17 protein-coding genes are annotated in these 23080 nt (G+C 68.2%); 6 read left to right on the plus strand and 11 right to left on the minus strand.

The window, feature by feature from the left end:
• Positions 1 to 129: 129 nt before the first annotated feature.
• The 6 genes from SK803_RS23825 to SK803_RS23850 form a co-directional block, all read right to left on the minus strand.
• The gene (locus tag SK803_RS23825) at positions 130 to 576 is read right to left on the minus strand and encodes a hypothetical protein (RefSeq protein ID WP_319968283.1); all 447 of its coding nucleotides are present in this window, start codon (positions 574 to 576) and stop codon (positions 130 to 132) included.
• 87 nt (positions 577 to 663) lie between these two features.
• Positions 664 to 930, minus strand: coding sequence for an Atu4866 domain-containing protein (locus tag SK803_RS23830; RefSeq protein WP_319968284.1), 267 nt, complete (start codon positions 928 to 930; stop codon positions 664 to 666).
• 32 nt (positions 931 to 962) lie between these two features.
• Positions 963 to 2339, minus strand: a complete 1377-nt coding sequence (locus SK803_RS23835) for an amidohydrolase family protein (RefSeq protein ID WP_319968285.1) — start codon at positions 2337 to 2339, stop codon at positions 963 to 965.
• Positions 2340 to 2389: 50 nt separating this feature from the next.
• Positions 2390 to 3166: an SDR family oxidoreductase gene (locus SK803_RS23840; RefSeq protein ID WP_319968286.1), complete on the minus strand. Its 777-nt coding sequence runs from the start codon at positions 3164 to 3166 to the stop codon at positions 2390 to 2392.
• Positions 3167 to 3208: 42 nt separating this feature from the next.
• Complete coding sequence (locus SK803_RS23845; protein ID WP_319968287.1) at positions 3209 to 4054, minus strand: SDR family NAD(P)-dependent oxidoreductase; 846 nt, start codon at positions 4052 to 4054, stop codon at positions 3209 to 3211.
• 146 nt (positions 4055 to 4200) lie between these two features.
• Entirely contained in the window at positions 4201 to 5055 is an 855-nt protein-coding gene (locus SK803_RS23850) for a helix-turn-helix transcriptional regulator (RefSeq protein WP_319968288.1), read from the minus strand.
• Positions 5056 to 5156: 101 nt separating this feature from the next.
• On the opposite strand from SK803_RS23850, the gene SK803_RS23855 reads away from it, so the two are divergent.
• Entirely contained in the window at positions 5157 to 5975 is an 819-nt protein-coding gene (locus SK803_RS23855) for a helix-turn-helix domain-containing protein (protein WP_319968289.1), read from the plus strand.
• 22 nt (positions 5976 to 5997) lie between these two features.
• On the opposite strand, the gene SK803_RS23860 is transcribed toward SK803_RS23855, so the two are convergent.
• Positions 5998 to 6285, minus strand: coding sequence for a DUF1330 domain-containing protein (locus SK803_RS23860; protein ID WP_319968290.1), 288 nt, complete (start codon positions 6283 to 6285; stop codon positions 5998 to 6000).
• 128 nt (positions 6286 to 6413) lie between these two features.
• On the opposite strand from SK803_RS23860, the gene SK803_RS23865 reads away from it, so the two are divergent.
• Complete coding sequence (locus SK803_RS23865; RefSeq protein WP_319968291.1) at positions 6414 to 7352, plus strand: AraC family transcriptional regulator; 939 nt, start codon at positions 6414 to 6416, stop codon at positions 7350 to 7352.
• Positions 7353 to 7372: 20 nt separating this feature from the next.
• Here SK803_RS23865 and SK803_RS23870 read toward each other — a convergent pair whose 3' ends face one another.
• Positions 7373 to 7903 carry an AMIN-like domain-containing (lipo)protein gene (locus SK803_RS23870; RefSeq protein WP_319968292.1) on the minus strand — a complete coding sequence of 177 codons (531 nt, stop codon included), beginning with the start codon at positions 7901 to 7903 and terminating at the stop codon, positions 7373 to 7375.
• A gap of 215 nt (positions 7904 to 8118) precedes the next feature.
• Between SK803_RS23870 and SK803_RS23875 the strand changes: the two genes are divergently transcribed.
• Complete coding sequence (locus SK803_RS23875; RefSeq protein WP_319968293.1) at positions 8119 to 12105, plus strand: nSTAND1 domain-containing NTPase; 3987 nt, start codon at positions 8119 to 8121, stop codon at positions 12103 to 12105.
• Positions 12106 to 12209: 104 nt separating this feature from the next.
• Here the strand turns inward: SK803_RS23875 and SK803_RS23880 are convergent, their stop codons facing one another.
• A complete protein-coding gene (locus SK803_RS23880; protein ID WP_319968294.1) occupies positions 12210 to 12944 on the minus strand; it encodes a class I SAM-dependent methyltransferase in 735 nt (244 codons plus the stop codon).
• 881 nt (positions 12945 to 13825) lie between these two features.
• Between SK803_RS23880 and SK803_RS23885 the strand changes: the two genes are divergently transcribed.
• The 3 genes from SK803_RS23885 (at position 13826) to SK803_RS23895 (ending at position 21417) form a co-directional block, all read left to right on the plus strand.
• Complete coding sequence (locus tag SK803_RS23885) at positions 13826 to 20089, plus strand: PA14 domain-containing protein (protein WP_319968295.1); 6264 nt, start codon at positions 13826 to 13828, stop codon at positions 20087 to 20089.
• A gap of 3 nt (positions 20090 to 20092) precedes the next feature.
• Positions 20093 to 20452, plus strand: coding sequence for a hypothetical protein (locus SK803_RS23890; protein ID WP_319968296.1), 360 nt, complete (start codon positions 20093 to 20095; stop codon positions 20450 to 20452).
• Positions 20453 to 20523: 71 nt separating this feature from the next.
• Positions 20524 to 21417, plus strand: a complete 894-nt coding sequence (locus tag SK803_RS23895) for a L,D-transpeptidase family protein (RefSeq protein ID WP_319968297.1) — start codon at positions 20524 to 20526, stop codon at positions 21415 to 21417.
• Positions 21418 to 21592: 175 nt separating this feature from the next.
• On the opposite strand, the gene SK803_RS23900 is transcribed toward SK803_RS23895, so the two are convergent.
• A complete protein-coding gene (locus SK803_RS23900) occupies positions 21593 to 21841 on the minus strand; it encodes a hypothetical protein (protein WP_319968298.1) in 249 nt (82 codons plus the stop codon).
• Between the two features lie 417 nt (positions 21842 to 22258).
• Positions 22259 to 23080, minus strand: a complete 822-nt coding sequence (locus SK803_RS23905; protein ID WP_319968299.1) for a GNAT family N-acetyltransferase — start codon at positions 23078 to 23080, stop codon at positions 22259 to 22261.

Here is a 23080-nt window from a genome sequence, read left to right on the forward strand (position 1 = left end):
CACGGCAGGGAGTCGCGCACGTCCATTCCGGCCCTGCGACGGGCCTCGAACACCTCGGCGCCCGCCTGGCGGTAGAGCGCGTCATGCCGCCGACCCCGCCGCCGACTTCCGCGAGTACGGAGACCGGGTCTACTCGTCGGACTGGATGATCATCAGCGGGAACGTCGTCGACGGCGACTCGCGCCCGCAGGTCTGCAACATGTGCCAGGCCAGGTTGCCGGCGCCGTTGCCGGCCTGGGGCAGCCGCTCCCTGCTGATCCCGAGGACGCCGTCCGGGCTTTCGTCGAGGACCTCCGGCGTGCCGACGAGCACCGCCAGGCCGAACGCCAGCACGTCGGCGCGCAGGTCGTCGTCCAGGTCGTCGGTGAGCCCGATCGAGCACTGCGGCTCGCCGTCCGGGCCGGAGCCGACACCGACCAGGCCCGCAAGTCCCACACTGCGCTCCGCGGCGATGTCGAACACCCGGACACCGGTGCCCATCGCCAGCGCCAGCAGTCTGGCCACCGGTGTTGAGAGCAACGGGTCGTTGATCGGGACGTTGCTCTTGCTCGACGGGTCGTTCGCGCGCTCGCCCATGATGGGCGAATCCTATCGCCTGCCGGCCGGATCGATGTCGACCGCGGCACTCCACGATCGTGGAACCTTCGTGCCCGTGCGGAGTTCTCATCGCTCACGGTGCAGCACGAGGTGTTCGTGGTAGAGGACTCCGTCGCGGACGTCGCCCGTCGCGGTGAACCCGAGGTCGTCGAAGTAGTCGAGGTGGTCGCCGTCGACGGTGTACCGGCCGGTGTAGGCGAGTTTGCGGCCATCGCGTTCTTCTTCGTAACGACCGCTGGGCAGGAGTTCCTGGCGAATACGGCCATCCGCGGTGACCCACATGCCGATGTGGGGGTGCGGTGTGGCGGCCTGCTGCCGGTTGGTGCTGGACATGGTCTCTCGCCTTTCGTCGGTCCGCGGCGTGCTCAGGACGAGTGCGCGGCTTTGAGGATTCGGTCGCGTGAGGCTCGGACGTCCTGTCCGAGCGCGGGCACGTCGACGTCGAGGACGGTGCCTGCCCACTTGCGGACCTGACCCGCGATGAACACCGCGCGGATGTTGCGGGCGTCGGAGCCGAGGACGAGGGTGCCGATCGGGTCGTTGAGCGGCATGTTGTTGAGGTCCTCGGCGTGCACGACCAGCAGGTCCGCTTGCTTGCCAGGGGTGAGCGAGCCGGTGACGCCGCCGAGGCCGATGCTCCTGGCGCCGTGCAGGGTGGCGAAGTCGAGCACGTCGTGGACGCCGATCCGGGTGGGTGTCGCGGTGGTGCCGTAGACGGCGTTCACGGCGCGCATGCGCTGGATGGCGTGGAGGGCGCGCATCTGCGTGAACATGTCGCTGGCCAGGGCGACTTCGACGTCGATGCTCAGGCCGGGGCGGATGCCCACCGTCAGTGCCTCGTCGATGGCGGGGACGGCGGTCTCGAGCCCGATCTGCGCCTCGGACGTGGGCGCGAGGGAAACCGCGGCGCCGGTGTCGGCCATGGCCCGCCAGGCCGCGCTGGTCAGGCCGGTGCAGTGGATCAGCGAGACGTCCGGACCGAGGATTCCCTGCTCTGCCCAGCGCAGGACAGCTGCGGAGGAAGAGGTGCCGAAGACGGCGTCGACGCTGACGCCGATGTCGAGGTCGCGCGCCAGTCGAGCGAGGCGGGGGCCGTAGGCGAGGTCGGGTCCGGCGATCTCGTCGGTGGCCAGCGTGGCGAGGCGCAGGGTGACGAGGCTGTCGCTGGTGGAGAAGTAGGTGTCCTTCAACCGCGCGAGGTCGGCCGGCCATTGGCCTTCCCAGTCGCCGAAGTGCGGGCGCATCGAGGCGTGCACGCCTCGGATGCCGGTGTCGATCAGGGCCTGGACGGCGGCGTCGGAGTGGCCGGGTGTGCGGGAGTTGTGGGAGAAGTCGAGCATCGTGGTGATGCCGCTGTCGATCGCGGTCAGCGCGGCCAGTTTCGTCCCGACGTACATGTCCTCGGGCTGGTAGGCCGGGGCGATGCCGGCCAGGGTGGACATCACGTACTCGCCGAGGTCGTTGACGTCGGGCATCACCCGGCGCAGTTGCGCCTCCCAGGCGTGCCGGTGGGTGTCGACGAAGCCGGGAGCGACGATCGAGCCGGTGGCGTCGACGACGATCGCGTCGCCGACGGGCAGTTCGGTGGCGACGGCGGTGATCGTGTCGCCCTCGACGAGCACGTCGCCCCTGGGCAGGACGCCCAGTTCGGGGTCCATGGTGACGACGGTGCCGCCGGTGAGCAGGACGCGGCGTCGCGGGTCGGAAGCGTGCCGGCGCAGCAGTTCGAGCGTGGTGGTCATGGTCGTTCCTGCTTTCTGTTGCTCATCGGGTGAGGTGGTGCCGCATGCGGCTAGATGGCCTGTGCTGTCGGGAGAATCGTGATTTCGGTGAGGTTGACGTGGCGCGGCACGGCGGCCATGAACGCCACCGTCTCGGCGATGTCGGCGGACTGCAGCACGTCGATCTGGTCGATGAGGTCGGCCATGAGCTTGCTGGCGTCGGGATCGGTGACGTGGTCGGGCAGTTCCGTGTCGACCATGCCGGGTTCGATGGTCGCCACGCGGATGTTCTTGCGGCCGAGCTCGACGCGCAGCAGCCGGGTGAGGTGGCTGATGTAGGCCTTCGTCCCGGAGTAGACCGAGAACTTCTCCAGGATCCGGGTGGCCGCGATCGAGGACGTGGTGATCAGGTCGGCGGGCTTTCCCGCCTCGGCGGCCGCGGTGAGCTGCGGCACGAACGCGCCGATGACGTTCATGACGCCGGTGACGTTCAGGTCGATCTGGCGCTGCCAGTCGTCCTGGCGCAGGTCGGTGATCGGCGAGATGAGCTGCACGCCGGCGTTGTTGAAGACGAGGTCGGCCGTCCCTAGCTGGTCGGCGACCTGCTGTGCCGCGGCCTGGACCGCTTCCCGGTCGGTGACGTCGACGGGAACGGCGATCGCGGTGCCGCCGTTGCGGTTGATCGACTCGGCCAGCGCGTCGAGGTTGTCCTTGCGGCGGGCGAGCACGGCGACCTTCGCGCCGAGTTCGGCCAGGCGCGTGGCGGTGGCGGCGCCGATGCCGCTGGAGGCACCGGAGACCACGGCCACGCGGCCGGCCAGCGGGGTGCCGGTGAGCAGAGCAGACATGACGAAGTCCTTTTCGAGAAGGGGTGGTGAAGGGGTGGCCGGTCAGACGGCGACGACGTCCTCGTGGGCGGTGGCGGCGGACTTGTCCTGCCACGGCGCCAGGTCCTGCTCGATCTGCGCGAGCTTCACCCGCAGCCGGTCGAGGGTGTCCGGGCCCAGGTAGAGGTGCGTCGGCAGGCTGTCGCCGCTGGTGACCTCGTGGATCAGGGCGGCGCCCTTGACCGGGTCGCCGAGCTGGGTGTGGTTGGCCGTGCCGACCCAGTCGAGGGTCACGTGCGCGGGAGTGCCGTCGTAGTCGGCGATCCGCTGTGCCGCGAGCGACAGGGAACTGGCGTCGAGGAAGTCCGTGCGCAGCACGCCGGGCTCGACCACCATGGACTGGATCCCGAACGGCGCCAGCTCGGCGGACAGGGCCTCGCTGATGCCGGCCACGGCGAACTTCGAGGCGCTGTACAGGCTCACGCCCGGTTCGCCCTCGAAACCGGACCTCGATCCGATGTGGACGAGCTTGCCGGATCCCTGCCGGCGCATGACGGGCAGCACCGCGCGGGTCACGTTGATCAGGGCGAAGACGTTGAGGTCGAACAGGGATCGCGCCTCGGCGTCGGTGATCTCCTCCAGCGCGCCGAGCAGACCACGGCCCGCGTTGTTGACCAGCACGTCGATCCCGCCGAAGCGGTCGGTGGCCGCCCGCACCGCGGCGGGGATGGCCGGAGCGTCGGTGACGTCCAGCGCGACGACCAACGTGTTCGCCGCCGTCTTCAGGTCTTCCGGCACGCGGTCCGGGTTGCGCACGGCGACCACGACGTTGTCGCCACCGCGCAGGGCGGCGCGGGCGATCTCCGCGCCGAGGCCGCGGGACGCTCCGGTGATGAACCAGGTGGACATGAGGATCTCGTTCCTTCCGGCTGTTCTGCCTGTGCGGCGGGCGTTTCCCGCTGCTGACAGAAACGAGTTTGTCCACGTGGGACAGCCGGAAGAAGGCCGCGGATTTCCTGGGAGGAACGCACCCACCCAAGGCTGCGCGACGAGACCTAGGCGCGCGGAGCCTCCACGGCGCGCGAGGCGAGTGCCGCGTCGGCGTGGGCGCGCAGACGCCGGAACGCCTCCACGGTCGGGGAAGCCGGCTCGGCCTGGTAGACGACCAGCTGCTGGTGCGGAGCGCCGCTGACGGTGAACGTGGAGAACTGGATCTCCAGGTCACCCACCTGCGAGTGGCGCAGGTGCTTGGTCTCCTGGGTCTTGGGCTTCACGTCGTGCCGGGCCCACAGCTCGGCGAACCGCGGGCTGTGCGCGGACAGTTCGGCGACGACGTCGGCGATGCGCGCGTTGTCTGGATCGTGGCCGTACGCGGCCCTGATCTCGGCGACGCAGGAATGCGCCGCGCGGTCCCACTCCCGGTAGAACGCACGCCCGGCGGGGTCGAGGAACACCATGCGGGCCAGGTTGTCCGCGGGGGTGAAGGCGTCGTGCAGCGCGTCGGCCATCGTGTTGGACGCCATGACGTCCAGCGCCGGACCGACGACGAACGCGGGTGAGTCGGACCAGCTGTCCATGAGCTGCCGCAACTGGGCGCTGACCGGGATGCTCCCGGTGCGGCGCCACGTCCTCGCCTCCGCCGGCTGGACCAGCAGCCACAGGTACTCGGTGGCCGCGGCGTCGAGCTTCAGCGCCCGCGCCACCGCCTCCACCACCTGTGCCGACGGACTGGACTCGCGGCCCTGCTCCAGCCGCATGTAGTAGTCGCTGCTGACCCCGGCGAGGATGGCGACCTCCTCGCGGCGCAGGCCTTTCACGCGACGACGGCCGTGCTCGGGCAACCCCACGTCCTGCGGGGTGAGAGCCGCACGCCGGGCACGGAGGAAGTCGCCGAGAGGTGTGCCGGTCATGACGGCAGACTCAACCCGTGCGACGGTCGTCCGTCAACCGCGGGCACCCTGGGTGAGACGCACCCAGGCTGAACCTCCGCCTGTTCCCTAGCCTCGATCGCATGACCGGTGAGCGGAACACGGCGCTGGGCGCGTTCCTGCGCACCCGCCGTGCTCTCGTTCGGCCCGAGCAGGCGGGGCTGACCATCGCGGGCCGCCGCCGAGTTCCCGGGCTGCGCCGGGACGAGGTCGCGTTGCTGGCGGGACTGAGCGCGGGCTACTACGCCAGGCTGGAACAGGGACATGAGCGACCGACCCACCAGACCGTGGAAAGCCTGAAGCGGGCACTGCTCCTGGACGAGACCGCCACCGTGGAGCTGCACCGCCTGGCCCGCCCGACCACCCGCCGGCGGATCCGCGACCGGGCCGAACGCGTCAGCCCTCACCTGCTGGCGTTGCTGAACGACTGGACCACGGCGCCCGCCTACGTCCTCGGCCGGTTCAACGACGTCCTGGCGCGCAACGCCCTCGCCACCGCACTGCACAGCCGCTTCGTCCACAGCGACAACCTGCACCGCATGATCTTCCTCGACCCCGCGGGACAGGAGTTCTTCCTCGACTGGACCGCCACGGCCCGCGCGGCCGTCCTCGACCTGCGCGACAGCGCCGGTCACGCCACCGCCGAGCGCGGACTGCGAGAACTGGTGGGCGAACTCTCCCTCGCCAGCCCCCGGTTCCGCCGGCTCTGGGCCGAACCCGGACCACGTGGCCTGATCGCTCCCGGCACCCACTTCGCCCACCCCGACGTCGGCGAGCTGGAGCTGCACACGGAGATCTTCCCGATCACCAGCACACCCGGCCAGCGGCTGGTCGCCCAGCCGGCCGAACCGCGGTCCCGCTCCGCCGACGCCCTGGTGCTGCTGAGCACGCTGGCCGCGTGACCGGCGTGCTCAGCCCCTCCGGTCAGGCGGTTTCGCCGACGACGACCTTCACCGTGGAGTACTTGCGGCGAAGTTCCTTGAACGGCTGGTACTCCGGCGAGTCCCAGAACTCCTGGACCGCGGCCCTGTCGCGGAACTCGTGGATCACGAGCGTCGGCGGGGCCCAGTCACCTTCCAGCACCAGAGCGTCGCCGTCGGTCAGGACGTTGCGCCCACCAGCCTTCTCGAGCAGTGGCATCACACCGTCGACGTACTGCTGGAAGCCGGCGGGGTCAGCGACGTTCAGGTCGATCACGACATATGCGGCCATGTCCGCGTCTCCTTCGAAGAGCACTGTTGTCAGTGCCCAACGCTAAGGACGCCGGATGGTCCTTCCAATGCTGAAGACGACCGATTTCATACTCGATAAGACCGCCAGGTGCCACGTGCCATGAAGTGATGGACGTCTTCAGCGACGTGATCGCCACTGTCCGCGCGGGCCGCGCCAAGTTCACCCGATCGCGGCTGAGCGGCCGCTGGGGCTACGCGTTCGGCCCATATCCGGGAGCCGGCTTCCACGTCGTCCTCGAAGGCAACTGCTGGCTGATCCCTCCGTCCGGTTCTCCCATCGCCCTCGGCGCGGGCGACGTGGTGTTCCTGCCGCACGGTGCGGTGCACGGCATGAGCGACAGTCCGGACAGGACGATCGCCGAGCTGCCCCTGGCGCCGGAGTCCGGCCCACCGGACCACGAGCCCGCGCCAGGCCAGGCACAGTTGCTGTGCGGCGCCTACCGGCTGGACCGCGGGCAGGCCCACCCGTTCCTGCGGACCCTGCCCGAAGTCGTCCACCTCCCAGCCCGGCTGGGCGACCACTCCGCCCTGCGGAGCGCGGTGGACCTGCTGGGCGCGGACCTCATCGAAGCTCGCCCCGGCGCCGCCGCGGCAGTGCCGGCGCTGATGGACCTGCTGCTGGTCTACCTGCTGCGCGCCTGGCTGGAGGAGGAAGCCTCACACCACGGCCCACGCGGCGGCTGGTGCGTGGCGCTGACAGATCCCGTGATCGCCACGGCACTGCAACACATCCACCGCGCGCCGGAACACCCGTGGACAGTCCAGGAACTGGCCGCCGAGGCAGGAATGTCCAAGACGGCCTTCGCCCGCAGGTTCACCTCGCTGGTAGGGCAGTCCCCGATGGCCTACCTGACCTGGTGGCGCCTGAGCTCCGGCGCACGGATGCTGCGCGACAGTCAGGCGCCGCTGTCCGCGATCGCCCGCAACGTCGGCTACACCTCGGAATTCGCCTTCTCCAACGCCTTCAAGCGAGAGTTCGGCACGGCACCCGGCAAGTTCCGCCGGCAGCAGCGCGACAGCACCGACGCGGTCGCCTCGATCCGCTGACGCGACGGCCTCACCCAGGACTACCAGCGGTGCGCGACGTCGACGACCATGCGCGACCCGGTGCTGGGTCCGTCGAGCAGAAACACGCGGAACGGCAGCCGCGCGCGAACGCCCAGCCCGATCGTCGTCTGCCCTTCGAACTGGCCCGCCCACGCGACGTGGCGGAACGTGCTGTACGCGCTGACATCGGCGAGTTCGCCGTTCGGGAGGAAGATCGCGTCAGTCGCAATCGTCGGCACCTTCGCGACGACCTCCAACCGCGCACCGCCGCGCACCGGAACGAGCTCACCCGACCCGTCCTTGCGGATCTCGTCGACATAGCGCACGGAGTAGCCGCGCACGTCGCCGTTCACGTCGAGGACCATCCGGTCGAAACAGTCGTGGCGGCCAGTGCGGACGCCGTACAGCTCGTCGGTGGAGCCGGGGCCCGCCTCCTTCGGCAGCGAACCCCAGGTGATCCCGCAGTACGGCGCACCAGCCCCCGCCGTGGCGGGCACCCCCAGCAGCACACCGAAGACAATCGCCACCAGGACCACAAGGGAACGCCTCATCACGGCCTCCTGACACGAACTATCGTTGCTCTGAATGACGCCTGTCCCGTGCTCCGGTTGCCTGAGCATCGCCCGACCGCACTGCTCGTCCGCCCGCGCACGACGTGCGGCACACCTACGCCACGATCTCGCTGAGATCCGCGGACATCGGCGATCGGACAACAGCCGGGTCGGTTTGTGGGAGCCTGGAGGCCCAAACGATCGAGGGAGATCGCGTGACCTCGCTGTTCATCAGTTTCGGCGGCCAGGATCGGGCCATCGCCACCGAGGTGCGGAACAGGTTGCGGGACAAGGGATATGAGGCGCTCTTCCTCGACTTCGACCCGGCGGACGGGGTGCCGGCGGGGCGGCGGTGGGAACGGGAGCTGTACGTCCAGCTGCGCAAGTCGGACGGGGTGGTGTTCCTCGCCAGTGACACGTCGGTGCACTCGCGGTGGTGTTTCGCAGAGGTGAGCCTCGCGCGGTCGCTGGGGCGGCCGGTGTTTCCGGTGCGGATCGCCGAAGGGGCTTGGCTGGAGCTGCTCGGAGACACGCAGTGGGCCGATCTCGCGGACGGTGAGGACGCCTTCGCGAAGCTGTGGCGGGGGTTGCGGCGGGCCGGGCTCGATCCGGCCGATTCGTTCTCGTGGGACCCGGCGCGGTCGCCCTATCCGGGGCTGGAGCCGTTCGGCAGGCTGGACGCGGCAGTGTTCTTCGGCCGGGACCAGGAGATCGGGCGGTTGCTCGAGTTGCTCGCGCCGACGTTGCGGCACGGTGGCGGGCGGTTCGTCGCGATCATCGGGCCGTCCGGCAGCGGGAAGTCGTCGTTGCTGCACGCGGGGTTGTTGCCGCGGCTGGAGCGGCTGCCCGAGCAGTGGTTCGTGGTGCCGCCACTGCTGCCGGGGGCGCAGCCGTCGCGCAGCCTCGCGCACAGCATCTCCAAAGCGTTCGAGGCGTTCGGCAGGCAGGTCACGGTCGACGAGGTGGCGAGCAGGCTGCCGGATGGGCTCGCGTCGCTCGGGGCGGAGTTGGCAGGGCTGAGTCGCAGTCGCGCCGTGCTCGTCGTGATCGACCAGGCCGAGGAACTGGTCGATCACCAGGGATTTCTCGCCGGGCTGCGAGCGGGGTTGCGCGAGGACAGCCCGCTCTGGGTGGTCGCCACGGTGCGGTCCGACCGGACCGGGCTGGCCGAGATGATCGACGACGCGCTGGTCGTGGAGCCGCTCAGCCGCGCACGGTTGCCCGAGGTGGTCGAACGGCCCGCGCAACGGGCCGGCATCGAGTTCGCGCCGGGGCTCGTGGCGCGGATGGTCGAGGAGAGCACGGGTGGAGACGCGCTTCCGTTGCTTGCCTGCACGCTTCAGCAGCTGTACGAACGGGTCGGCGCCGAGGGCACGGCGACCATCGCCGACTACGACGCGATTGACGGCGTGGTCGGTGCGCTGCACCGGCAGGCGGACCGGGTTACCGACGAGCTCACCCGGCGTGGGATGGGGGATCTCGTGCTGCCCACGATGCTGCGGCTGGCCGACGTCGATGATGCCGGCGAGCCGAAACGCAGACGGGTGGAGCGAGACAGGTTGTCCGCGGCTGAACTGGTCGTGATTCAGTCCTTTGTGGACGCGCGGCTGCTGGTGAGTGACGGGTCCACGGTGGAGGTCGCGCACGAGGCGTTGCTGAGGCGGTGGACGCCGCTACGCGAGGCGATCAACGTCGGCCGGGCGGACAAGCTGACCCATCAGAAGCTTGAAGAAGCCGCGGTCACCTGGGATCTCGGTCACCGAGACTCGGCACAGCTGTACCGGGGGCGGCTGCTGGACGCGGCCTCGGCGTGGGCCTCCGGTGCACCGGAGGAGCCGAGCGAACTGGCGCGGGAGTTCCTCGCCGCGTCAAAGCAGGTGTTCGAGGCCGGGGAACGCAAGCGTCGCCGCACCATCTGGCTGACCTCCGCGGCGGCCGTGGCGTTTCTGGTGCTCTCGGTCGTCGCGGTTACGACCGCGCTGGACGCCAGGAGTCAGAAACGGGAGGCCGAACGTCAGCGGGATCTCGTGCTCTACAACCAGCTCCTCGCCAACGCGGACCGGCTGCAGGGCACCGACGCGTCGCTGTCCGCCCAGCTCTCGCTGGTGGCACATCGGCTGAAGCCCGGCGACGAGACGGCTACCCGCCTGGCCACCGCGGCCAATGCGCCGCTGTCCACGCCGCTGCCAGGCCGGGAGAAGCCTGGTGGCGTGGTCGCGATCCACCCGCGCGGGCACGTGATGGCGACCGGGAGCGACGACTGGACGGTCCGGCTGTGGAACGTCACCGACCCGACCCGACCGGAGGCGATCGGCCAGCCCATGGTCGGCCACAGTGGCGGCATCTCCGCGCTGGCGTTCAGCCAGGACGGCAAGACCCTCGCTACGGCGAGCCAGGACGGCACGCTGCGGCTGTGGGATGTGACCGACCCGGCCCGGCCGCGGGCACTGGGCGAACGGGATCCGAAGAAACCCGCGGAACAGGGCAGTGCGTTCGCGGGTGACGCCGGCTGGATGGGCTCGCTGGCGTTCAGTCCCGACGGCCGCACTCTCGTCGCCGGGGGCAGAGCGAAGAGCGGAGGTGGGGACCCGACACCGATGTTGCGGACGTGGGATGTCTCCGATCCAGGCAAACCCGCGTCACCGATCGTGCTTCTCGTCGGAAACACCCAGGTCAGCTCTGTGGCGTTCAGTCAGGACGGTCGCACTGTCGCGGCGGCCGCAGACGGGATCCGGCTGTGGAACTTCTCCGACCCCTCGCGCCCGGTTGCGATCGGCGGGCCCGTGCCGGGGACCGGTTACGGCATCACCGCGCTGGCCTTCAGCCCGGACAACCGCACGCTTGCCGGTGGCGGCGACGACCAGGCGATCCGGCTGTGGAACGTCACCGACCCGGCCGCCCCCAAGACGCTCGGCCGCCCTCTCAACGGCAATGCCGGCGGTGTGCGCACACTGGCGTTCAGCCCGGACTCCACCCTGCTGGCAGCAGGGTTGGGAGACGCCACCGTGCGGTTGTGGAACTTCTCCGACCCGTCCAGCCCCGCTCTTCTCGGCGCGCCGTTGACCGGTCATGCGAAGGAGATCCAGTCGGTGGCGTTCAGCCCCGACGGCCGCACCCTCGCCTCGGGTTCCGGTGACATGGTCCGGATGTGGCAGCTGCCTTCGCCGTTGCTCACCGGCCACACCACCGTTTACTCGCTGGCCAACTACGTCTTCTCACTCGCGATCAGCCCGGACGGCCGCACGGTGGCGGCGGGCACGTTTGGCAAGCTGGTGTGGCTGGGCGACATCAGTGATCCGGCCAAACCCGCGTTGCGCGGTTCTCCTCTGGCCGGTCACACCCTCACCGTGTGCGGGACCGCGTTCAGCCCGGACGGCCGCGTCCTGGCCACCGGCAGCTTCGACCAGACCGTGCGGTTGTGGAACGCCGTCACCGGCGAGCCGCTGGGGGCGCCACTGACCGGACACGCGGGCAACGTGTGCGCGCTGGCGTTCAGCTCGGACGGCAAGACGCTGGCCTCGGGCAGCAGGGACAACCGGGTGCAGCTGTGGAACGTCACCGAACCCGCGACAGCGACAGCGCTGGGACCTCAGATCACCAGTTACAACGCGCCGGTGGACACCGTGACGTTCAGCCCTGATGGCCACACGCTCGTGACCGGCAGCTCCGACGGTGTGCGGCTGTGGGACGTCACCGATCCGCGCCGGGTGAAACAGCTCGGCGCACCGCTGCTCGGCTCGCTCGAACCCGCGGCGTTCAGCCCGGACGGCAAGATGCTGGCCACCGGGCACCGAGACGGCTCGGTCCAGCTCTGGAACGTCACCGACCCGGCCAAGCCGGCCCCGCACGGCCCGCCGCTGACCGGCCACACCAACGAGGTCAGGACGATGGCTTTCAGTCCGGACGGCCGCACCCTGGCCACCGGCGCCAACGAGGGAATCATGCTCTGGCACATCACCGACCCAACCCGACCGACCGCTGGATTTCTGTTGACCGGTCAGCAGTCGGTGAGCGCCGTGGCGTTCCGCCCGGACGGGAAGACGCTGGTGTCCGGCGGAGGCGACCAGTCGATCAGGCTGTGGAACCTCGACTCCGAACACAACGCCGCACGGATCTGCGCCACCACCAGGAACACGCTCACCGAGGAGGCCTGGCGCCGCTACGTGGGCGACGTCATCGCCTGGCAGCCTCCGTGCTCGTGACGGCGGAGTTCCTGCACCAGCGTGAACGGTTCGCAAGTCAGTTCCCTGCTACCTCGGATCTCTTGCCAGGCAATTGGACGCAAGATCATGACACCGCTGCCAAGTCAGGCGACCTCCAGGACGAAGAACACGAAGCTCAGGAAGGCCCCGGACGGGAATTTCGCCATCTCATCGGGAAAGAGCTCATGGGCCTCCGGCGCCGGAGGCGGCTCGCTGATGACGGCCGTGCGGAAGCCCGCTGCGGTGAAGGCGTCGGTCATCGCGTGCAGAGGCCGGTGCCAGTAGGTGAGCACGGCCTTCTGGCCGTTGAAGTCGTACTCGTCGGTCCACTTGGTGGTCGCGAAGTAGTCGGCCTCGCGATGCAGGAACGGGAGCATGATGGGGTGATTGACGGCCACGATCAGCCGGCCACCGGGCTTCAGCACCCGCCGCAGCTCAGCCAGCGGTGCGGTCCAGTCCTCCAGGTAGTGCAGGACCAGGGCGGCGACGCAGTCATCGAACGCGCCATCGGGGTACGGCAGCGGCTGGCTGATGTCGGCGACCCGCAGGTCCGTGTCGTTGCCGAGGCGCTGCCGGGCCTGCTCCACCATTTTCGTGCTGCGGTCGAAGCCGGCCACGATGGCGCCCTTGTCGCGCAGCGCCTCGGACACGGGGCCGGAGCCGCACCCGGCGTCCAGGATCCGCCGACCGGTCACATCGCCGGCCAGGTCCACGATCGCGGGCCGGACGTAGTAGGCGTTGAGGAGGCTGGTGTCGTTCACGGCCGTGTAGCCCTCGGCGAAGCTGTCGTAGTCGTTTTCCACGGCCACGTCGGTGGAACTCTCGGGAGCGGTAGGCATGGTTCCCATACTGCCGAGAGATCAATCAGGACGCCACGAGATCACCACGACCATCGGCCGCCCGCTCGGCGCCGCTGGCCACAGCCGATCATGGCGTGCCGGAATGACGAGGTAGCTCGCCGGCACTCTCGGATGCGTCTGTCAGGCTTTCTCTGCGGCGAGGAGCGCCGGGCGGAGTTCGGTCAGCTCCGCAATGAGTGCTGCGGCGCCATCGCGCGTTTGGTCGACATGTGCGCGAGACTGGCGCGCTCGGGCCGGCCGGACCGGATCTTCGAGGTGGTGCTCGAGGCGACTTGCTGCCTGTCCGACGGACATCCGCTACAGCAGCCGTGTGGGATCTTTCACTCGTACCCCGCTTGTAGGCGTGGCACTGGTGAACGGATGATGTGATTGCTCCGTTCGGAGTCTGTGGTGTGTGGTTGGCGTTAGTTACGGTACCGGGGCGTACGCCGGGTTGCGCGACCATTACCGAGGGTGATGGGCGCTCGGTGTGTTCTGGGGGCTAGTGATCATGCATGTTCTGTGTGCCGCGGCGCGGTTTCGTAGATCGGGTGTCCCGGTCTGTTCGCTTGCCGGCAGGCCCTCAGGGCGTCCTGTTGACCTTCGTCGGCGACCTGCGACTGCCGGTGATCCGCTGACCTTCTGATCCGCGCCGTTCGTCCTGCGCGGTCATTTCTGTTTGTTCCGCACCAGCACGCCTTGCGCACGTCGATTTCGGCTTGATGCGCGGTCGTGCTGGTGGCGGATGTCGCCGTCGGTGTCGTGCCGGTGTGTAGTTCCTTCTGTTCACGGGAGTGTGGATGAGTCTGTCTGCTGTCAGACGGAAGAGATGGTCGGAAAGACCTGGTAGATCGCCAGTTGCCGCCCTGCTGGTGGCGGTGTTGATCGCCTCTGTGGTGCAGGCGGTGCCTGCGGTCGCGTCGGCGCCGGTCTACCACGATCCGCGTGAGGTGTCGTCGTGGGCGAATCCTCAGCGGGAGGGCCGTGAGCACGACTCCCCGAAGGCCGCGGGTGACTTCCGGCCGTTGATGGGCGCCGATGCGGGCAAGGCCGGTTCGAAGTTCGACGCGAAGTCGTCGAAGGAGGTTGGCCGGGCGGAGAAGTCGGTCGAGTACGTCAACTCCGATGGCACGCGTACGACGGTGTTGTCGAAGGTGCCGGTCAGTGTGCGGGACGACAAGGGCGCCTGGCGGGCGGTGGACACGCGGCTGACCGAGGACCGCGGCTCAAAGCGTGCCAAGACCGGTCCGCACCAGCTGAAGCCGGAGTTCGCCGCCTCCGCGGAGGACCGCGGTCTGGTCACCATGGGACCGATCAACCTCGGCGACTCGGGCCAGCGGATCTCGGTCGCTCTCGAGGGTGCAAAGCGTGTCGCCAGGCAGACCAAGGATTCGAAGGCGTCCTATGTGGACGTCCTGCCGGACACCGACCTCGAGTATGAGGTCGAGCCAGGCAGTGTCAAGGAATCCATTGTCGTCAAGAAGCCCACGTCGACCAGCAGCTGGGTGTTCCGGATGGACACGGGGTCGCTCACCCCGTCGCTGAAGGACGACGGCGTGTTGATCAAGGACGCCAAGGGCAAGATCGTGGCGTCGCTGCCGCCGATCGTGACCTGGGACTCCTCGGGCAGTGCCAAGGACAACAAGGCACCCGCGCAGACCGGTGGCGACTACGCGCTCAAGCAGGACGGCAAGGCGTGGCTGCTGACCGTGTCTGTCGACCCGAAGTGGCTGAACGACAAGTCGCGGGTGTACCCGGTGATCGTCGACCCCACGTACACCTACGGGTTCAACAACGACGACGAGTCGAGGGCCTACAAGTCCGACGGCTATCAGTGCACCAACTGTGGTATCGCGGTGGGCAACTCGAAGTCCGGGCCGAATGGCGGAGACTCGGTGTGGCGCACGGCTTTCCGGCACGACTTCACGCCGTTGTTCGGCAAGAACGTCGTCGGTGCCCGGTATGACTTCTGGCGCAACGCGCAGACCGGGTCGATGCTGTCGTGGAACTCGAATCTGCACCACGCGACCTCGTTGGACATCAACGGCGTCGGCCAGTTCCTCGCGGGCGGGCCGATCGGTGACCGGGGCTCGATCCAGTCCAAGGCGCTGACCGACTTCATCGCCGGCAAGGTCAACGCGCGGGACAACAGCACCTGGTTCATGCTCACCGGTTCGGAGACCAGTGAGTGGTCGTACAAGAACATGCAGGTCAACCTGATCGTCGACTACGGCACCGCGCCGCCGGCGACGTCGCTGGTGAGCCCGGCGGACGGCACCGTGATGACGGGTCTGACGCCGACGCTGTCGGTGAGCCCGGTGAGCAACCCCTCCGGTGACGGCACGCTGTACTGCTTCAAGGTCGCGACCGGTGCGGACGCGCAGTCCGGAATCGTCGTGGACTCCGGCTGCATCACGAACAACACGTGGACGGTGCCTCCCGGTGTGCTCACCGATGGCACGAGCTACACGTGGACCGTGCTGACCGCGCTGACCGGCGGCGTGACCACCACGCATCCGGGCTGGACCGGGCATTTCAAGGTCGACCAGCGCATCGGTGACAGCGGTCCCGCGCCGAAGGACACCCTCGGCGCGGTCAAGGTGAACCTCGCCAACGGCAACGTGCACATCGAGGACGGCGGGCCGACGTTCAACACCGTCGGCGGTTCGTCGGGGCTGACGTTCAGCTACAACTCGCAGGCCAGCGAGCCTTTCGGGCTGCGTGCCTCGTACTTCAACGACTCCACCCGCTCCGGCACGCCGGACGCGAACCCGGTGCTGGTGCGCAACGAGCCTCAGGTCAACTCTGACTGGGGTACCGCGTCGGTGTTCGCGCCGGCGTTGGCACAGGACTGGTTCGTCGGCCGCTGGGAGGGTTTCTTCCAGGTCCCGGTATCGGGCACGTATCACTTCGGTGGGGTGCACGCGAATGGCGCGAAGATCTGGGTCAACAACACGTTGGTGTACAACAACAAGAACGCCTCGGACGTCAACTTCGCGCTGACGGGCCAGAACGGCCCGGTCACTGAGATCGCCCTGACCGCCGGGCAGCGGGTACCGATCAAGGCCGAGCTGTATCACTCCAGTGGTCCCGGCCGGATGAAGCTGTTCGTGCAGACCAACGAGGCGTCGAACAAGGCGGTGCCGCCGCAGATCATCCCCGCGTCGTGGCTGTACACCCAGGACCTGCCCGCTCTACCGTTCGGCTGGCAGTTGGGCGCCAACCTGACCGGTGACGGCACCAGCTACACCAAGGCGCAGGTTCAGGACCAGACGATCGTCTTCACCGACGGCTCGGGCACCAAGCACACCTGGACCAAGACCAGCAGCGGCAGCTACACGCCACCTGCGGGTCAGGACGGCTTCCTCGGCCTCGACACCGGCGGCAAGATCACGCTGCACGAGGGCGACGACGTCTACAGCTTCAACGCGGACGGCACCCTCGCCTCCGAATCCTCGACGGCCGACAGCAGCAAGCCCGCGGCCAGCACGATGACTTGGACCGGGTCACCGGCACGCCTGACGCAGATCACCGACCCGGTGTCGCAGCGGTCCCACCGGTTGTTCTACAACCGCTCCGGTGACGACTGCTACGCCGGTGCCACACCGCCGCCGGGCGCCGACGCGCTGCCGCCGTCGCAGATGTTGTGCCGCATCCAGTACTGGGACGGCACGCAAACCCTGCTGTGGTACCGAAACGGCGCATTCTCACGCATCGAGAACCCTGGTGACGACCTCACTGACTACGGGTTCAACGCCGACGGGACCCTCGCGACGGTGCGTGACGGCAAGGTGGTGGACTGGGTCGCGCAGGATCCGGCCGCTCGCAACATCGCCGAGACCTACACCGCGATCAACTACGGGACGGTCGGCGCCCGTCGGGTCGCCACCAACGTCCAGGCGCCGGTCCCCAACGGACAGGCAGGCGGACAACGTCCCACGCACACCTACCGCTACGACCCGGCCAACCGGCAGACCTTCACCGACGTCGCCGGCTTGACGCCCGCGACCGGCTTCTACAGCAAGGTCACCTACGACGACGCGGATCGCGTCATCACCTCGACCGACGCGGCCGGCCGGACCACGTCGCAGGAGTGGAGCCCGAAGGACCTGCCACTGTCCACAACGGACCCGGCGGGCCGCAAGTCCACCACCGTCTACGACTACGCGGACCGTGCGATCGACTCGTACGGACCCGCGCCCGCCTCGTGCTTCACCGGGCAGCTGCCCAACGGGACCTGCGCGATGTCGCACGGGCACAACGGCTACGACGAAGGCATGCAAGGGCTGTCGGCGGCGATCTACGACAACGCGACGCTGACGGGTTCGCCGAAGGTTCACCAGACCGGCTTGGGCACCGCCGATGGCACGGTGCGGTCGGACTGGACCGATACCGCCTCGCCCGCCCCAGGTGTTCCCGCCGGCCGCTTCTCGATCCGGCTGACCGGCCAGATCACCTTCCCCAACGCGGGCAACTACAACCTCGAAACCCACGTCGACGACGGCGCCCGGTTGTGGATCGACGACACCCTGATCATTGACCACTGGTCCGACGGAGGCCCCAGACCGGCCAAGGGCGACTACAACAACACCGTCGCCGGCTCCATCCACCGCATCCGCATCGACTACTACAACGGTCAGGGTCCCGGCCAGCTGCACCTGAACTGGCGCCGCGCCCCTGACGGTGTCTACGAACCCATCCCCGGCGACTTCCTGCGGCCCCGCTACGGGTTGAAGACATCGACCACCGCGAAAGAGTCGAGCGGTGTGTCCGACAAGGTCGGCGCGACCAAGTTCGGCGAGAACGGGCTGGACCCGGCCTACGGTCTCTCCACCTCGGGCCAGGCCGACCCCGCCGGGCTTCGTCTCACCGGCGCGGTCAGCTACGAGGCGCCAGGGTCGGGGTATCTGCGCAAGACCGCCAAGACCATGGCCAGCGGAGCGCAGTCGACGTACGCCTACTACGGAAACACGGAAGCGCGCAGCAATCCGTGTGTCGAGGGAAGTCCTGCCGTCAACCAGGGCGGCATGATCAAGCTCAGCACGTCCGCGGCTCCCGCGTCCGGCCCGGCCCGGACCGAGGAGCAGGTGCACGACGCGTCGGGCCGCACGATCGCGGAACGCACGGGTGGTGCCTGGACGTGCACCACCTACGACGCACGTGACCGTCCGCTCGAGGAGAAGGTGCCTGCCAGCGCTGACGCGCCCGCGCGCACCGTGCGGAACGACTACGCGGTCGGCGGTGATCCGCTGACCTCCTCGGTCTCCGACGAGAAGGGCACGATCACCACCACGATCGATCTGCTCGGCCGCGTCGTCGCGTACACCGATGTCAACGGCATGCGCACGACTACGGCCTACGACCTGGTCGGCAGGGTGACCTCGTCCACGGTGACGCCGAGCGCCGCGGACAGTCCGCGCACGGTGTCGTTCACCTATGACGACGCCGGTCGCGTCCTCACCCAGAAGCTGGACGGCACCGCCCTGGCGTCGGTGACCTACAACAACGCCGGCGAGCTGGCGACGGTCGCCTACGGCAACGGCAGTTCGCTCGCCTCGATCGGCAGGGACAACGCCGCCAGGATGCTCTCGCTGGACTGGAAGACCAGCGACGGAAAGAGCATCGTCGCCGGTGTCGGCCGCACCGCGGCCGGCACGATCATCGACGAGTCCCTCGGAGGTGTGGACGCCAGGCCCAACGCGTCCAACTACCTCTACGACGGAGTCGGCAGGCTCACCGAGGCCTATGTCGCCGGGCACCACTACACCTACGACTACACCTCGCAGGCCTCCGCCACGTGTCCTACCGGAACGCGGGCGAACGCCGGGCTCAACACCAACCGGATGCGCCTGCTCGACCAGACCGCGTCCGGAACGGCGGAGACCCGGTACTGCTACGACGCCGCCGATCGGCTGCTCGCGACCGAAGGTGCCACCGCACTGTCGGGTGTCACCTACGACGAGAGCGGCAACACCACCGGCTGGACGTCGGCTGACGGCAGCACCACCAAGCTGCGCTGGGACGGGTCGGATCGCAGCATCGGGGCCCAGACCACAGGGCCCAACGCCGCGCTCAACGCGAACGTCAGCTACACCCGCGACGCGACCAACCGCATCGTGCGCCGGGATCCCCACAACTGCGACAACAACACAGTCACCCGCTACGGCTTCTCCGGTGACGGCGACACACCTGACCTGACGCTCAACGCGGACGGCCGGCTCACGTCGCTGACGTTGTCGTTGCCCGGTGGCGTGCTCTACACGACGAAGGTCGGCTCGGACGGTGCCTTCACGCCGTCGTTCGACCACCCGTCGGTGCGCGGTGACCTCGTCCTGACCACGGACGCGGCGGGCCGCCAGGCAGGCGAGCTGCGCACGTTCGACCCCTACGGCCAGCCGCTGAAGCCCGACGGCACCGTCGACCCGCAGAACGTGCCGGACAACTCGCCCGGCTCGATGGACTACGGGTGGCTCGGCCAGCACCAGCGGGCCTACGAGCACACCGGTGGGTTGTCGCTGGTCCAGATGGGAGCACGGCCGTACAGCCCGCTGCTCGGCCGATTCCTGTCGGTCGACCCGGTCGACGGCGGCAGCGCCAACGACTACGACTACGTGGTCGGCGACCCGATCAACGCGATGGACCTCGACGGCAACTCGTGGTTCAGCCGCATTGTGAAGGCCGTCACGAAGGTCGCCGAGGTCGTGTCGTGGGTGCCCGGTCCGATCGGCGCGATCGCCAGTGGTGTCGCCGCGGTGGGCAACGCCGTCCAGGGCAACTGGGGCAAGGCCGCCATGTACGCGGCGGGCGCGCTCACGATGGGCGCGGCGACCACCGTCTTCAACGCCACGAGAATCGTGGTGAAGGCGGGCAACGCCCTGCGAGCCGGCCAGATGGCCGGCGGCTCGATCAAGGCTTCACGCAACGCCTCGCGGATCGCGGGACGTATGTGGACCGGATGGAGCCGCGCAACCAAAACGAAGGCGAAGAACGGTTCAACCTGGCTCCAGAACGGCACGCGCGCATGGCGCGGCCCGGTGCGGAAGCACAACGCATGGTCGTCCAACCTGACCAACAGCACCAAGGGACGGCATGATTACTTCAACTTCCACATCGTGCACCGCAAGCCCTGGTTCAGGAGGAGGTGAGTGATGCCGTTGTTCCGCAAACGGGACACTTATGCCGATCCGATCCCGTTGTCACCGGAACTCGCCGGGTTCAGTGGCAAGGTCGCACGTCTCGAGCGGGATCGTGAGACGTCCGGATACCTGTGCCTGAAGAGGGACGTCGTCGCTCAGAAGGGCGAGGAGCGACCGCACGAGGTGCTGGAGCTCAACGTCGTCACGGTGGACTCGTCCGGTGCCGCGACGGAGTACGTGCAGGAGATCTATGACGAGACCGAGGCACAGCACGAGCTGACGACCGGGGTCTTCCGGTTGCGCGGCATCGACTACGCCATCGTCTGGTTGGATGACGCGAACGCCGCGGCGGTGCTCGCAGAGTTCTTCTGATCCGGTTCTTCTGATCCGGTCGGCCACGGACGGCACATGCCGTCCGTGGCCGATCTTGCGTGGAGAGTGTCATGTTCCGGCGCCTGGCCAAGGTTCCTGTTCCTGTTCGAGTCCTGTGCCCCATCGTGGCTGCGGTCGCCGTTGCCGCACTCGTCATGGTGTCCGGCAACGGGTCTCCGCAGGCTGCTCCCGTCACTGCTTCGGACACGCAGCGGTCCACCTCCGCCGAGCTGACAACGGCTGGCTCGTCCTCCGATCCGAGCTCCAGCGTCGTCCCCACGACGATGTCGGCCAGCAGTGTGGCCAAGTCGTCCGTCACCACCAACTCCTCCGTGCCGCGGCCCGCTGCCGTGGCCGCGCCCGTGAACACGGTGCAGCGTGTCGAGGCGCCGTGGTTCGCAAATCGTGTCGGCAGTGCTGCTCAGGTGATCTCGGTTGTGGGTGCGGGAGGCTCCAACGCGACGTTGTCCACGTGGCAGAGGTCGGGGAATGACTGGGCGCAGGTGCTCGGTGGCGTCGCGGCCAAGGTCGGCTCACCAGGCATCTCGAGCTCCTACGGCGAGTCGTCGTCCGCCACGCCGGCTGGTGTCTTCGCGATCACGAGCGCGTTCGGCAGGCAGGCCGATCCTGGTGCCGGGTTGTCGTACCTGCGCATCGACAACTCGGACTGGTGGGTCAGTGACGTCAACAGTCCCGACTACAACACCCATCAGCGGTGTGCGCGCGGAACGTGCCCGTTCAACGAAAGCACGTCGGAGAACCTGGGCGAGCACGGCGCTGTATACGACTATTCCTTGGTGATGGGTGTGAACGCGCAACGGGTCCCAGGCGGCGGAAGCGCGTTCTTCGTGCACGTCACGAACGGCGCCCCGACCGCCGGCTGCGTGGCGATCCCGGCGAGCACGCTCGTGTCGATCCTGCGCTGGGTTCGGCCAGGCACGGTGATCGCGTTGTCGCCGCGCTGATGTCCTGTCCAGCGCAGCAGCGCCTCTTTGATCACCGGGAACGATCTGCAAAGGCTCACTGGGTCCTGGGCGGTCACCCAGAACACCCTGTCGAACTTGTAGGCCTGGTGCTCCGGGCCTTCGGCCAAGGCGCTACTGATGGATTTCAGGAGCTCGGTGCGTGCGATGTCGAGTATCACAGGGGCAAGGCATAGCCGAGTTCGCCCAAGGACAGGATCACGTCGTAGGGGTTGCCGGCGCGATCCGCGATGAGGTCGAGCATGTCGCGGAAGACGAGACCTGTAGAGCGCAACCCGGCGCCCTTGCGATATCGGCGGCGCAGTTTGCGGATTCGATCCTGTAGACGGGCCTGAAAGGAATCAATGTCTTCCGATGAAAGTACGAGCCAGGCCCGCTTCAGTCGCTTGTGCCGGTTCGCACTCACGGAGGTGATCTGAACTTCGCTGTCACGGACGCCGGCGCACAGTTCGGTGAGAGCATCGACAAACTCCTCAAGGCTTCCGCAGTGCGTCAGTCGAGCTCCTGAAACACTTTCCCGGTCGAAGGGCGCATTCGTGATCGCTTGGTCAAGACCGCGAGATCGCCAAGTGGCGGTTCGAGCAAGTGCCGGGCTCGGAACAGATGGCCGCGATCATCGACAACTCGATCGACGGATTGCTGAACACGGTGAGCAGGGCCAGCGAAGCGACACTTCGACGCAAGGTGGTGCATTGGACCACAACAGAGTCTGGTGAAGCAGGGTGTTCCCCTGCCGTAGTGCAAACGGCTCCACGTCCGTCGCCGCCTGAGAGATTACTGCCGTGATTACCTTTGAGAGCACGGGATCTCCCGCGTTCTTTGCTCAGGCACGTCCATCTGAGCTGGGCGGGAGGGGTCGGGACTGACCTGAGTTGTTGACAGGCGACGGCCGAATCGACCAGGTGGTGAGGACAGATCGGTAACCGCGTTTGATCCAGAACGCTGCGCCGTCCGGATTGGTGAGGCTGTAGTGCAACAATGCTACTCGGGCGCCGTGTTCGCTCAGCTCATTCTCCATCGCTGTCGCAAGTGCTGTGGCGATACCGCGCCCACGTTTCGCCGGGTCGACGAACAATCTGGAGATGTATCCCGCCGGACCAGGCGTCACCTGCGCTTCGATCCACGCGCCGTGTGGCACCTGCGCGTGGATGAACCCTACGACCAGGCCGTGTTCCGCTGCGACGTGAATGCGGTGCACGGGATCCCGCAGGGCCACGCCCAACTCGCTGTGGAGGCGCTCGGTGAGGCATGGCCGATCGGGCAGGGCGCCGAGCAGCACCTCCATTCGGTGGAGGCGGACCGCCATATCGGTGATCGCGTCGAGGTGACCTGGCCCGGCGGGCTGGATCGAACGTGATGGAGGGTGCCTCCGCAAACCGCGCATCCCGAGCACAGTCAGCGGAGCCATGCCCTGCCGGAGGAAGGCCCCGGCGCAGGTCAGGTCGCGGCTCGGCCATGTCAGCGACGCGCTGGTGTCTCCCGTCCACGATGGTGCCGTCGTGATCCTGTCCAGCAGATCGGCCACCACCGGCACCAAAGCGTGCTCACCGGACCAGCGCAGATGCAGCACGTGGCGAACCAGTGAACCCCACAATGCGGAGGCGTCGGACTCCGCGTACTGGTGCGTGCGGATCGTTCCGGCCAT

Source organism: Lentzea miocenica (assembly GCF_033949945.1).
In the GTDB taxonomy this organism is placed as follows: Bacteria; Actinomycetota; Actinomycetes; order Mycobacteriales; family Pseudonocardiaceae; genus Lentzea; species Lentzea miocenica.

Excerpts from the sequence above, each read along its gene's own strand:
- SK803_RS23825 (WP_319968283.1), bottom strand. The coding sequence starts at position 576 with ATGGGCGAGCGCGCGAACGACCCGTCGAGCAAGAGCAACGTCCCGATC.
- SK803_RS23855 (WP_319968289.1), top strand. The coding sequence starts at position 5,157 with ATGACCGGTGAGCGGAACACGGCGCTGGGCGCGTTCCTGCGCACCCGC.
- SK803_RS23905 (WP_319968299.1), bottom strand. The coding sequence starts at position 23,080 with ATGGCCGGAACGATCCGCACGCACCAGTACGCGGAGTCCGACGCCTCC.
- SK803_RS23830 (WP_319968284.1), bottom strand. The coding sequence starts at position 930 with ATGTCCAGCACCAACCGGCAGCAGGCCGCCACACCGCACCCCCACATC.
- SK803_RS23850 (WP_319968288.1), bottom strand. The coding sequence starts at position 5,055 with ATGACCGGCACACCTCTCGGCGACTTCCTCCGTGCCCGGCGTGCGGCT.
- SK803_RS23880 (WP_319968294.1), bottom strand. The coding sequence starts at position 12,944 with ATGCCTACCGCTCCCGAGAGTTCCACCGACGTGGCCGTGGAAAACGAC.
- SK803_RS23860 (WP_319968290.1), bottom strand. The coding sequence starts at position 6,285 with ATGGCCGCATATGTCGTGATCGACCTGAACGTCGCTGACCCCGCCGGC.
- SK803_RS23865 (WP_319968291.1), top strand. The coding sequence starts at position 6,414 with ATGGACGTCTTCAGCGACGTGATCGCCACTGTCCGCGCGGGCCGCGCC.
- SK803_RS23890 (WP_319968296.1), top strand. The coding sequence starts at position 20,093 with ATGCCGTTGTTCCGCAAACGGGACACTTATGCCGATCCGATCCCGTTG.
- SK803_RS23870 (WP_319968292.1), bottom strand. The coding sequence starts at position 7,903 with ATGAGGCGTTCCCTTGTGGTCCTGGTGGCGATTGTCTTCGGTGTGCTG.
- SK803_RS23845 (WP_319968287.1), bottom strand. The coding sequence starts at position 4,054 with ATGTCCACCTGGTTCATCACCGGAGCGTCCCGCGGCCTCGGCGCGGAG.
- SK803_RS23895 (WP_319968297.1), top strand. The coding sequence starts at position 20,524 with ATGTTCCGGCGCCTGGCCAAGGTTCCTGTTCCTGTTCGAGTCCTGTGC.
- SK803_RS23835 (WP_319968285.1), bottom strand. The coding sequence starts at position 2,339 with ATGACCACCACGCTCGAACTGCTGCGCCGGCACGCTTCCGACCCGCGA.
- SK803_RS23840 (WP_319968286.1), bottom strand. The coding sequence starts at position 3,166 with ATGTCTGCTCTGCTCACCGGCACCCCGCTGGCCGGCCGCGTGGCCGTG.